Annotated in this window: 12 protein-coding genes; 5 read left to right on the top strand and 7 right to left on the bottom strand. The window is 60.7% G+C overall.

The features are described from left to right. The first annotated feature begins 13 nt into the window (after positions 1-13). Both WG219_14970 and WG219_14965 read left to right on the top strand, forming a co-directional pair. A complete protein-coding gene (locus tag WG219_14970) occupies positions 14-1,894 on the top strand; it encodes an ATP-dependent endonuclease (protein WXL24615.1) in 1,881 nt (626 codons plus the stop codon). A gap of 2 nt (positions 1,895-1,896) precedes the next feature. Then, positions 1,897-3,306, top strand: a complete 1,410-nt coding sequence (locus WG219_14965; protein WXL24614.1) for a DUF2130 domain-containing protein — start codon at positions 1,897-1,899, stop codon at positions 3,304-3,306. Positions 3,307-3,316: 10 nt separating this feature from the next. Here WG219_14965 and mobH read toward each other — a convergent pair whose 3' ends face one another. Further along, positions 3,317-5,164, bottom strand: a complete 1,848-nt coding sequence (gene mobH / locus WG219_14960) for a MobH family relaxase (GenBank protein WXL24613.1) — start codon at positions 5,162-5,164, stop codon at positions 3,317-3,319. Between the two features lie 307 nt (positions 5,165-5,471). On the opposite strand from mobH, the gene WG219_14955 reads away from it, so the two are divergent. From WG219_14955 to WG219_14945, 3 genes are read left to right on the top strand one after another with little or no spacing between them, the layout of a single operon-like run. After that, entirely contained in the window at positions 5,472-5,789 is a 318-nt protein-coding gene (locus WG219_14955) for a type II toxin-antitoxin system PrlF family antitoxin (protein ID WXL24612.1), read from the top strand. After that, on the top strand, positions 5,789-6,247 hold the full coding sequence (locus WG219_14950; protein ID WXL24611.1) for a type II toxin-antitoxin system YhaV family toxin: 459 nt from the start codon (positions 5,789-5,791) through the stop codon (positions 6,245-6,247). Before WG219_14955 ends, WG219_14950 begins: the two co-directional genes overlap by 1 nt. Positions 6,248-6,274: 27 nt before the next feature. Further along, entirely contained in the window at positions 6,275-6,634 is a 360-nt protein-coding gene (locus WG219_14945) for a DUF3742 family protein (GenBank protein WXL24610.1), read from the top strand. Between the two features lie 6 nt (positions 6,635-6,640). On the opposite strand, the gene WG219_14940 is transcribed toward WG219_14945, so the two are convergent. The 6 genes from WG219_14940 to WG219_14915 form a co-directional block, all read right to left on the bottom strand. Next, positions 6,641-8,164 (bottom strand): conjugal transfer protein TraG N-terminal domain-containing protein, encoded by a 1,524-nt coding sequence (locus tag WG219_14940; protein ID WXL24609.1) that lies wholly within the window; start codon positions 8,162-8,164, stop codon positions 6,641-6,643. 12 nt (positions 8,165-8,176) lie between these two features. Beyond that, on the bottom strand, positions 8,177-8,548 hold the full coding sequence (locus WG219_14935) for a hypothetical protein (GenBank protein ID WXL24608.1): 372 nt from the start codon (positions 8,546-8,548) through the stop codon (positions 8,177-8,179). Further along, on the bottom strand, positions 8,545-9,963 hold the full coding sequence (locus WG219_14930; GenBank protein ID WXL24607.1) for an integrating conjugative element protein: 1,419 nt from the start codon (positions 9,961-9,963) through the stop codon (positions 8,545-8,547). The genes WG219_14935 and WG219_14930 overlap by 4 nt, the downstream gene beginning before the upstream one ends. Positions 9,964-9,973: 10 nt before the next feature. After that, positions 9,974-10,921 carry a TIGR03756 family integrating conjugative element protein gene (locus tag WG219_14925; protein ID WXL24606.1) on the bottom strand — a complete coding sequence of 316 codons (948 nt, stop codon included), beginning with the start codon at positions 10,919-10,921 and terminating at the stop codon, positions 9,974-9,976. Next, positions 10,918-11,364 carry a TIGR03757 family integrating conjugative element protein gene (locus tag WG219_14920; GenBank protein ID WXL24605.1) on the bottom strand — a complete coding sequence of 149 codons (447 nt, stop codon included), beginning with the start codon at positions 11,362-11,364 and terminating at the stop codon, positions 10,918-10,920. Before WG219_14920 ends, WG219_14925 begins: the two co-directional genes overlap by 4 nt. A 144-nt stretch (positions 11,365-11,508) precedes the next feature. After that, positions 11,509-12,003 (bottom strand): JAB domain-containing protein, encoded by a 495-nt coding sequence (locus WG219_14915; GenBank protein ID WXL24604.1) that lies wholly within the window; start codon positions 12,001-12,003, stop codon positions 11,509-11,511. Positions 12,004-12,108 lie beyond the last annotated feature (105 nt).

The following is a 12,108-nucleotide window of genomic DNA, read 5'->3' as shown; positions in this document are numbered from 1 at the left end:
GCAGAGGCCCGAAATGAAGATCCAATCCGTTCGCATCCGAAACTTTCGCACGTTGAAAGACGTAACGATTCCGTTCGATTCCGTCACGACTTTCATCGGGCCGAACGGTGCCGGCAAATCAACGGTGCTTCGTGCGCTTGACTGGTTCTTCAATGGCAAGCCCGGCTCGCTGACAGAAAAGGATTGCTCTTTTGGGGCGACGGACGAAGACATCGAGGTTCAGGTCACCTTCGCAGACCTCACCGAAAAGGATCGCGAGGCACTCGGCAAGTACGCACCTGAAGGAGTAGTCACGTTCACTGCATGGAAGCGCCGATCCCCTGACGGCGCCGATGTGCTCTCCGCCAATGCAAAGGGATTCCCAGCTTTCAATGCTATCAAGGCGGCAGGCGGTGTGACTGCGAAGAAAGATCTGTACGCCACTCTCCGGCGCGAGCGCCCGGAGCTTGATCTTCCTGCTGCGAATACCGGCCCGGCCGTGGAGCAGGCGATGACAACTTGGGAGGCGGCTCATACGGATCAACTTCTCGATGCCCCCGAAGCTTTGCAAACCAATTTCTTTGGGTTCAACAGCGGCGGCAAGATGAGTGGGCTCTTCGACTTCGTTTTGGTGACGGCCGACCTTCGGGCAAGTGAGGAGTCGATCGATGGCAAGGCAAGCATCATTGGGCGAATCCTTGAGCGCTCGATTGATCGAACTGCTGCTGATGAGGCGATCGCGGAAATCGTTGCCGAGTCACGGGCAAAGCAGCAACAGGTTTATGAAGAGAAGTTCAAGGAGCAACTCGGGACCATCACAACGCAGCTCAATGAGGTCGTCACAACCTATGCGCCAGGCCGGGCAATCACGGTTTCTCCGGCAGAAGTGGAGCTCAAGGCTCCCCGCACAACCTTTGATGTAGCCGTGCTCGATGGCACCACTGAAACAGCTGTAGAGCGGCAAGGGCACGGTTTTCAGCGCACGCTCCTGATCTCGGCTCTGCAGCTCTTGGCGCAATCGGGCGCGGCCTCCGCTGAGGGTGTCATCTGTTTGGCCATCGAGGAACCGGAGCTTTTCCAGCATCCGATCCAAGCGCAGACCTTTGCGAAGGTGCTTAGGTCGCTCGCCGAAGATACTGGCAAGCGCATCCAGGTAACCTATGCCACGCATAGCCCCTACTTCTTGGAGGCACGGCAATTCCACCAAGTCAGACGGCTGACGAGATCAACTGACGAAGTCCCGGTGGTGACGGTTCACTTTGCAACGGTTGAGGATGTGAAGGGCAGGCTACATGGAACAGTGGATGGCGATGTGATTGATCGCAGGCTCGACCATAACGTGGCTGACCAGCTTGCCATAGCACTCTTCGCGAATCGCGCATTTCTTGTGGAGGGGACAACCGAATCGGCTGTGTTCTACGGTATTGGCGATAGAACTTCTCCGGGGGCTCTTGAGGCAGCAGGTATCTCGATTGTTCCAGTCGGCAGCAAGACATCAATACCTCTCGCGCATGCGATTCTGAAATCTATTGGTGTTCCAGTCTATGCGCTTTTTGATGCTGACGGTGGATTTGAAGTGCGCGCCAAAGCTAAAAACAAAAAGCAAGATGACATAGATCGGGAGCGCAAAAATCATGCGGTAGAGAACCGCAGGTTAATGCGGTACTTCGGCTTGCCTGAAGAAGATTTTCCACCTGCCACCATTTCCGAAGTCGCCGCGATATTTGATGATCACCTTGAGGCGTTTCTGTCCGCGAACTGGGATGAGTGGATATCTGCCTGCAATATTATTGAGACTGATGCCGGAATAAATCTTGCGAAGAACCAGCTCGCATACCGGACTGCGACACTCCGATCAGGAGGCGAGGTGCCAGAAATGCTTGCGCAGATTTTGGTCAAAGTGGAAGGTAAGTAACCATGCATGAAATAATCTGCCCTCACTGCAGGAAAGCATTCAAGATCGACGAAGCTGGGTACGCGGACATCCTGAAGCAGGTTCGAGATAGCGATTTCGAGAGACAGTTACATGAACGGCTAGAGTTGGCCGAACAGGAAAAACGCAATGCGGTTGAGCTGGCTGAGGCCAAGGTTGCCAACGAATTACAGAAAGCCGCATCCGCCAAGGATGCCGAGATTCAGGAGCTGAAAGCCAGGCTTGATGCCGGAGAGGTTGCGCGGCAACTCGCCGTGGCCGAGGCATTGAATGCGGTGGAAAAAGAGCGTGACACGCTTGCAAATGAATTAGAACAGGCGAAGCGCGACAAGCAAGCTGTATCCAAGTTGGCAGAGGTCACGCTCATAAGCGAAGTGCAAAAGGCCGCTGCAGCAAAGGAATCGGAGATACAGGAACTTAAGGCGAAACTCGACGCCATTGTTATTGAGAAAAAGCTTGCCATTACTGAAGCAGTCAACGCAGTCGAGAGAGAGCGTGACGAAATGAAGAGCGGCTTGCAACGGGCAGAACTTGAAAAGCATCTTGCCGAGAAATCTTTGAAAGAAAAGTACGAGACGCAGATCAAGGATCGCGATGACGCAATCGAGCGTCTACGGGACATGAAGGCGCGATTATCGACCAAAATGGTTGGCGAAACGCTAGAGCAGCATTGTGAGACCGAATTCAATCGAATTCGCGCTACCGCATTTCCAAGGGCGTATTTTGAGAAGGACAATGATGCGCGCAGCGGAAGTAAGGGGGACTACATATTTCGCGACTCAGATGAAGCTGGAACTGAGATCGTCTCGATTATGTTTGAGATGAAGAACGAGAATGATGAAACCGCCGCCAGGAAGAAAAATGAAGATTTCCTGAAGGAGCTTGATAAGGATCGCACTGAGAAGGGTTGCGAGTATGCAGTGCTGGTTTCTCTGCTCGAACCTGAAAGTGAGCTATACAATACGGGAATCATTGATGTGTCCCACCGTTACCCAAAAATGTATGTTGTCCGGCCGCAATTCTTCCTCCCCATCATCACCCTGCTACGAAATGCGGCAATGAATTCGCTCAAGTACAAATCCGAGCTGGCGCTCGTGAAGGCGCAAAATATCGATATCACGAATTTCGAGGCCCAGCTGGATACGTTCAAGACTGCATTCGCCAAAAACTACGACCTCGCCTCCAGGCGATTTCAGACGGCAATCGATGAAATCGACAAGTCGATCGATCACCTACAGAAGACAAAAGAGGCCCTGCTTGGCACCGACAGAAATCTTCGACTCGCGAACGACAAGGCGCAGGACGTGACGATCAAGAAGTTGACTCGGAGTAACCCAACAATGGCTGCGAAGTTTGCCGAACTCAAGAATGGCGGATCTTCTGGTGCTGAATGAGTCTGGTCATTTACGTCGGAAGCACGGCCAGGTAGGGGTTGTTTTGTGGCATTTCACAGAATACCGATTGTGGCGGAAGAAGCAGGTAGCCGTGTAGCTTCCGTGATTTTCTGGGGCCTGTGACTTCGCAGGTCCAGATGTTCAGACCACTCGGCTGTTTGCGATGCAATTGCAGTCGCTCGAAACGCTTCTGCACCCACTGCCAATCCTGCAGGTTCTCCTGTTTGGCCAGTTTCCCTACCTGCGGGTGCTCCTGCGCATAGCGCTGAAATACGCCAGGGCTGACCAGGTAGGCGGTGTCGCTCACGGAATGCACCAGTGCTTTCGCATCGTTGATGATGAGCCGCCGCGTGGCGATGCCCTGTTTCAGCCACGCCATGAAGTGCTCGCCGGATGGCTGTGTCGTCGAGGACGTGGAAACCGGCCGTGAAGGCGCAACGTCGGCCAAGGTCGGCGGGGGCGTATCGGCAAGAACGATGGGTATTTCGTCCGGGACGGTTTCCACATCCTGATCGGTGGTTGGCGAGTTTTCCGTTCCCACCATCGCCAGCATGTCCTCCATGGCGTCGGGTATGGCCTGTGCCTTGGATGGAGGTGCCGATGCGATGCCACTACCTTCCGCTGGCGGAGCGTTTTGGTTTTCCAAGGCTGACGCCGCGCCGTCCGCAGAAAGGGTGGCCGCTACCTTGGCATCTTCACCTGCGGTGGGCGTGTCGATCGTCACCATCCCTGCAAAGGGTGCTGGTCGCTCACCAGATTCCCAGATCAGCGCTGGCGCGAGGCGGAGCAGCGTGAACGAGTGGCTCCAGCCGGTGGAACTGGTCACGGTAGCGCGCCAAATCGCTTTGCCGTCTGCTGTGGGCTGCAACATGCCGTGGTCCTGCAGCACGTTGAACACCGCGGTGTTGTTCACAGGAATACCGTTGATGCCCTGGGACAGCAGGTGCGCGCGCAGCTTGTCCGAGACCGTCTTGCTCACCAGCCACAAACCATCTTCGGTGAGCCAGCCATCGGAGGCTTCCGGCTGGTTCAGCTTCAACTCTTCTTTGAGCAGATAACGCAGCCCGTCTAGCAGCTTGCGTTGCAGCGCGTGCTTGGGCGCAGCCATGGCGCGTGTGGGGTCGCCGCCCAGTTCCTGGGCCACGGAAGCCCGGTCGGCCTGCACCACCAGTTCGCCCAGCACCCCAGCGTGCTCGTACTGTCCGGCCAGGACGTAGAGCAGCGGTGCCCACAGCGACGGATAGCCGCTGAGCCAGTCCAGGACTTCGCGGTCAAGCAGTTGGCGATAGAGCAAGCCCGTCGCGGCGCTGTGCAGGCGGTACTCGCGATCGTCACGGTAGCGGAAGCGGTATGGCTGGTGCAGTGGGCCGTGCCACGGATGCCAAGTGCTGCCGTCGGCCTGTTCGACGTGCAGATCGACGGCGAGCTTGCCGATGTCGTGCAGCAGTGCGGCGTAGGCGACGGCAGCAGTCCAGACCTCGGCTTGCGCGGCCTGGTCCTCGGGGTTGGCGCCGATGGGCAGCAAATGGGACTGCCGCAGCTTGAGGCTGTAGGCGACGATTTCCAGCCCGTGGTCGAGCATGCCGCCTGGGTAAGCATGGTGATGCGCTTCGGAGGCGGGGAAAGCCTGGACCAGCTCGGCATAGCGTTCCAGCGGCGCGCGGTACAGCGCGGCGAACTGCCTGCGCGAGAGCGAGGTGCGCTGCCAGATGTGTTCCAGCAGCTTCTGTCGGCGCGGTGTCGCCAGCAGCGACGCGGCTGATTCCGGCCAGATCAGCCCTTTCGGGAGATCGGTGGTGGGTGCTGGCGATGGAGCGGCAGCGTCCAGGGGCCGTTTTCGCTGGAACAGAGAGAGCATGTGGGTGTCCTGGTTGCGGGCCAAGCGGGAGGCCTTTTCGCCTTTTCGGGTAGGGCCTTTCCCCTTGCACCCCATTCCCTTGCCATTTCGGCCCTTTGGCCTTTAGAAGCCTTTGGATATAGAGCGGTGAGCATTGGTCGTCCACCGTCAATGCGGGTGTGGCGGGGCCAGATTGATGCGGGAAGGCTGGCTGTCCCGCCCTACGATGAGATTCATTGTTGGATGCTGGAGAACCCCGGTGAGACCTCTCATTGACACGGTAAGGATATTTCCTTACAATATAGACATTGCGATCAGGAGAGCCACCATGCCTGCCATTCACGAAGTTGCCACGCTGACCTCCAAAGGCCAGATCACGCTGCCCAAGTCCATCCGGCAGGCGCTTGGCGCCGATACCGGTAGCAAGCTCGCGTTCGAGCTTCGTGGCAGTGAGGTCGTCGTGACCCGCGCTGATGCCGAGCACGAGGACCCGGCCATTGCCGCGTTCCTGACCCTGCTGGCCCGCGACATTGAAGCAGGCCGGAATGTGCGTGGCCTGCCCGAGGATCTGGCTCGCACCATGCTGGAGCACGCGGGGCACAAGGTGGACCTGGGTGATGATTTCGATGAGGACGTGGAAATCTGATGCAACAGCATGGCTGGACACTGCTGTTCCACGACAACCTGATCGAGCAGATGATGAAGCTGCGCGCGGCCGTGCTGCGCGCCCAAGACAACGATCCGGAAGGGTTCGGATCGAACGCCAACGTCAAGTTCTTCCGGGCCTTGACCCAGTTGATACAAGACGTGGTGCCGAGTGATCCGGCGCGCGATGACTACCGTCAAGGCAACACCATGGGGCCGGCCTATCGTCACTGGCGGCGGGCCAAGCTCGGAAGGCGATACCGGCTGTTTTTCCGCTACGACTCGAAGGCGAAGGTCATCGTGTACGCCTGGGTCAACGATGAACAGACCCTGCGGTCTTCGGGAAGCAAATCGGACCCGTATGCCGTGTTCGAGAAGATGCTCGGGCGCGGGAACCCGCCGGACGAATGGAGCGCATTGGTACAGGCAAGCCAGCAGGATTGGAGCAAACTGGAGTAGCAATTTCACATGTAGAAGGTGACGACCATGAACACGACGACCCGCATCAGCACCGCAGAACGCCTCGGCCGCGCCTTGGGCCGCGGATGGCGCGCCTATGTGCGTGGCGAACGGCGAGCGTCGAACTGGTTGGTATCCAAGGGCGTGCCGATGGCAGGTGCCACCGTGCTGCTGTGGACGGTCAAGCTGGTTGTGCTGGGATTGCTGTTCTATGCAGTCTTCTGGATGGCGCTGCTACTGGTGTTCGTCATGGTGGTTGCCTGGATGGCGCGCAATGCCGACTTGAACGATGAACTGCCCGAACCAGAATGGCGAAACGGGCCTGCCGGATTCGGCCTGTACACCTACGATGGTTTTCGCATTGACCCTCATGTCCAGGACGATTAGCTGTGCTCACTTCTTCGGCACCGCGCTGATTGCGGTACTTCCTCCCTTTCCGCCAGCGGCCTTGGCATCTCCGGTAGCTCCAGCCAGGCCTTGTAAGACGTTACCGGCGCGAACGCCCGCCCAAGCCAGGGCCATGATCCAGAACGTAGGCAGCACAATAAACATCGTTCCCGTGACGAACATCAGCAGCATGTCGCCAAAGGCGTTGTTCATCCCCACCAGCGGGTCGAAGTTGCTGTGTGGCCGGTTCCAGCCGAATCCCCAGCCATAAAGCGCATCGAGGATGGTGCTGTCGATCCAGCGCGCGAGCTGGAACCAGAAATCGACGAAGAACAGCGCGAACTGCACGACGCTGACGGTGACGACGGTCTTCAGGTCATAGGTGCCCACAACCAGCACGAGCGGGATGCAGATGACCAGCGCCATCTTGAGCAAGGCGAGCACCATGGGCAGCGCCTGGCGCACCACGTCCATGGCGGGAAACGCGGCCATCGCGCCGACAGCCATCCCTACGTCGCCCGTGGCCCGCGTCACGGTGTTCGGCAGGGTCTTGTCGATCTGGCCGCCGTAGTCCGTATAGACGCTGCCCTGGTTCAATTTCTGCTGCCGTGGCGAGGCGATGGTGCGGATCACCGAGTCGTCCACATCGGCACGGGTCAGGAATCCGGCCCAGCCCGCTAGGCGATTCAGCAGGCTTGGGTCTACCTGCCCCAGCAGGCGTGCGCGCAGGCCATTGCCGGCATCGGCCCACCATTGCCTGCAGGTCGGGTAGCCGCCACCACTGGCCACCTGCGCAAGCCCCGCGTCGCGGGTGCTGTCGTAGGGCCAATCGTCGCGTGGCGTGCTGGAGCGGTAGGTGTCGTAGTAGCCGCCGGTGTCCGTGAAGAAGCGCGAGCCGATCCAGGTCACGTCGTGCATCTGCGCCTCATCGAGGTTTGGGCGCTGCATGAAGAGCTTGGCGCGCGCCGATCCGTAGCAGTCTCGCGAGAAATCCGCCACTTCCTGAGCCAATACCGGGTCGTCGATGCGGGTCGCGTCGATCTCCATCCTCATCTGCCGTAGATCGGTCCCGCAAGGGATCGCCGCCACCGAGGCCCCCGTGACGGCGCGCGAGAGTGTGTGCATAAAGGCCCACCAGACGGGCACCTTCGCCGACTGGTTGTTGATAGTGCTGAAGGACTGCGACCAACCGGTATCTGTGGGCTGCGGCACGCTGACCTGGCATTGGGCCGAGCGTGCGCTGTCGTAGCGGATGGTGTTGAGGTCCACGTCGATGAACGGTATGCCGGCGAACATCACCACCACGATGGCGACGAACACCCGGTTCTCGATGCGCGCAGCCGAGAGCACGCCCTTGTTGCCTTCGTCGGCACCCTCCGCACGGGCCTTCAACCATTCCTGCACGATGATGGCAATGAAAGGCAGCGCGAATACACCGCTCGCCACCAGTACCGCCCAGATGCCGTTGTGGACGATCCACGACACCAGCGTCAGGTAGTACTCCAAGTAGTCGGTGGTGAAAAGCGTCATGTCCTCGCCCCTTCAAGCGGCCTGCATCAACAGGCTGGCTTCCAGCGCCACAATGGCGGCGACGCCGGCGATCTCGCTGCGCAGCAGGCGCCGTCGCGCCTGCCTATCAGCCCCGCGTTGGGCCTCACGCGCCAGCAGCCGGCGGCGCATCCAGACCCAGCCGTAGGCTGTCGCGCCGTACAGGCACATCCGCCACACTAGAAAGTAGCCTGCCGTGGCCGCCAGCCACCGCTCCCAGTTGGCAACGCTGCCGACGAGATAAATGCCGACGATGTTGGCGCCCACAGCGGCGGCAACGAGCAACACCGTCCACAGCAGCGCCTTCATCGCGCGCCGGTTGAACAGCCAGCGCGGGCGCAGCCAGCTGGCACGCGACGGGTTCATGGGTTGCCTCCCGGATTGCCCTTCTGGAGCCGGTCGAGGCGGTCGGGAATGGGATCGCCTTCGTAGATGCCACGTGAGCCAGCCGCGCGTGTGCCATGGCGCTGGATGATGGCCATGGGCGAGTTGTTCGCCAGCTCGCGGCGCAGCTCCAGCTCGGTCTTGAGGTTGCGGATTTCCTGGTCGAGCGTGTCGCTCTCGTGGTTCACGGCCTCGACCGCCAACTGGTTCGCCGCGACGTTGGGCTCCTTCTTGCCGGTCAGCAGGGTGCGCTGGAGCAGCAATGCCTTCTCCAGCACCGACGCCAGCGCGACCTCCGAGGCCAGGCGCCGCGCCAGCAGGTCTTGATCCGGCTCGTCGCGCAGCGCCTCGATGACGCCGCGTGTGATGGGCAGCGAGGTGCTGCCAGCCGCACGCAGGTTCTCGAAGGTGGTGTTGCGCGTTCCCGAGACCAGTTCCTGCAAGGCTTCCAGCTTTGCCTCGTACTCCTCCTGGATCAGCGGCGTCAGCCCGACGCCGGGCACCGTTTCGGTCTTGGTGCAGGCATCGCAAGTGCGCTGCACCTGTTCGCCGAGAACCCGTGTGGCCCATTCGGTCGCCTGCTGTGGCGAGGTCCAGGTCTGGCAAGACAGACTCGCGCAACTGGCGGCAGCGATGGACGATGTGTCGGTCACGCTGCGGCCGTTGACCAGGTTGTAGCCTGCGCGGGTGACGTCGCCGACCACGCGGATGGCCGACTGGCCTGCGCCGCCCGCATTGCTACCACCCACCCAAGGCACGCCGTCGTTGCCGCGGCGCGTCTCCGCCTGTTCAATTGCCGACACGGCATCCGTGCTCGACACCGCATCGCGCAGTGCCATGCCTTCGGCCATCTGGCTCCAGCCGAGTTGTCCGCCCGCCGTGTCGGCCATCTTCTCGGCCATGGCACGGCAGGTCAGCTTGGAGCGGTCGAAATCCAGGCGCGCCTGCAGCACGCCGTTGGTCAGCAGGTTGTACAGGCCGGGATCGGCGCGCTGGATGATCAGCGCAGGCAGCGATGCCACCGCGCTGGTGGCGCTCTGGATCACGTTGCTCATGATCTGCTGAAAGCCGTTGGTGACGCCGTTGAGCTGGTTGCGCAGCGTGGTCTGGATGCTCATGTCGCCGCAGATCAGGTTGCTGTTCCAGCCCACGCCAACGCCGATCGAGCGCATGCCGGCCGCGCGGCCCATGGACACCGCGCTGCCGCCGCCAATCGAATACATCACTTCGTCGCCGATCACGGAGCCGCCGGTCTGAAATCCGGCCTGCGCCCACGCCAGGCCGCCGCCAAGAACGAGTGCGCCAGCCAGCGCCCCGGTCAACACCCCAGTCAATACCGTGGGACGCAGCAGGCGGCACGCCTTGATGGAGAGGTTTGTCAGTTCAGGACGCTTCATCGCCGTACCCTCATTGGAAATCGACGCTGCCGAGGAACACCTGGCCCCGGCGTTCGCAGCACGCATAGGGCCGCCACAGCGCCCAGGCGTAGTCGCCTTGCTGCGCCTGGGTCAGAAAGCCGCTGCGCGGGAACACCGTGCAGGACGAGGACAGGACGGGCGTGAGTTCCTGCCATTTGCCCGTCGAGGCATCGCTTTCCATCAGCGCGCCGGCAGGCCAGTAGCCGGGCCGCGAGTTGGCGAGCAGCGGCTGATAGACGTGGATTTGTCCACGGCGGGTGACGACATCGCCAGCGCGCTGGGCCACCACGGCGCCAGCCTTGTGGTCGTCGGTCTGGTGCAGGAAGCCGCCACGCGGATACACGTTGCCCCAGAGGTTCATCGTGGTGCGCGCGCCGACCTCGCGCCTGCCCGGAATCAGTGCCTCCGGGTAGGCCATCTCCGGCACGTTGTAGCGCCAGGCCAGTGTGTCCAGGGTGCTGAGCAGGTACGGCATGAACGCCGTACCCGCACCCTCGCAAAAGTAGCCCAAAGACGAGACGAACTGGTTGAACACCTCGACACCGGGGTGGCCGATCACATCTGCATTCTTGAACTTTGCGAGATTGTTCTCGTGGTCTTCGTTGGTGGTGCCGTCCCCGCCAGCCTGCGCGGATGGGTTGGGCGCGCTCATCGCCCGGACTTCGACCCAGGGGTTCTCGCCGGTGTTGCTGTAGCTGGAGACGACCGCATCGGGGATGTAGTGGCGGACCTTGATCGACGTGCGCACCGTGCAGCCCGTCCAGGTGCAGTAGAGCCAGTAGCAGATGCCGACAACGCGGTATTCGAGGCAGTCCGGCGATGCCACTGAACCAACGATGGTTGCGGTGTTGAGGGCGTAGCTGCCCGTGGCGCTGAGCAGCAGCATTGACGCCACGCCAGCACGCAGGCGGCGCATACGCTCGAAGGGTCGGGTCATGGCTGCGGCCTCCGGTGTTGCGCAACGCGCGCGACGGCACGGGCCACGTCCGGCTCGCCATAGACCACGTAACGCTGATCCACCACGACCGCCGGGATGCTGGTGACGCCCATGCTCCATGCGTCGAAGACGCCCTGGTATGCGGCAGCGATGCGGCGCTGGAGGTCGGCACCACCGTTGTTCAGGCGGCGCTTGACGATGGCCGTGGCCTGCTCAGGATCGGCGGGCAGCTGTGCGGAAAGCTCGGCTTCGATGCGCGGGCCTTCATCCAACTCGATCAACCGCTCTCCACCCATGGTCTTGACCGGGTGGCGGCTGTCGGTGACGACCACCACATCGGTGGCGAAGGTGGCTGGGCTGAAAACGGCCAAGGATGCCGGCAGTGCAACGGCCAGGCCAAGGGTTCGCCAGCCGGATGCGAAGCGGAATAAAGATGCTGGCATGTCGCGTGCCCTGTAAGTTGATCAGAGCCATAGTCGAACGCGAACCCGCTGCCGCCCCAACAAACAATGCGCATCGCGGGCACCCCGCATACCTGTTCGGTGCTGCCGCATGGAAAAAAGCGGAGGCCGAAGCCCCCGCTGTGATTACAGAAGACCAGACTCGGCGAACGAGTACGGTGCGCCCTGACCAATCACAAAATGGTCGAGTACCCGCACGTCGATAAGCGCCAAGGCCGTCTTCAACTGATCGGTCAGCAAGCGATCCGCATTGGATGGCTCGGTGGTGCCCGAGGGGTGCTGATGCGCGAAGATGACCGCAGCGGCGTTCAGTTGCAACGCTCGCTGCAGCACGACACGTGGATAGACCGAGGTCGCATTGATCGTTCCATGGAACATCGGCTCCACGGCCAGCACGTCGTGCATGCTGTTCATGAACACGACGACGAATATCTCATTGGGCTCGGCGACCAGCTTCAAGCGAAGGTAGTCCCTGACTGCAGCGGGCCGTTCAAGACGTGGCCCTGCTTTGAAAACCCGCCGCTCCAGCAACACGATAGCTTGCTGAACGATCCAGTCCTCGTTCTGAATAGAAATATCGGAAAGCGACTCCAGGCAGGAATCATTGATGACGACAGACATGGCGAACCTCCAGGCAGGAAAATCGGAGGGCGCACATGCCCCAGGAGGGCAGGCCCTCCTGGGAATGGAACAAGGGAACAAGGTGCATCCATCACCACAGCAGCG

This window comes from Pseudomonas mendocina (assembly GCA_037482215.1).
Taxonomy (GTDB): Bacteria; Pseudomonadota; Gammaproteobacteria; order Pseudomonadales; family Pseudomonadaceae; genus Aquipseudomonas; species Aquipseudomonas mendocina_E.
This window is presented reverse-complemented; position numbering and strand designations above follow the sequence as displayed.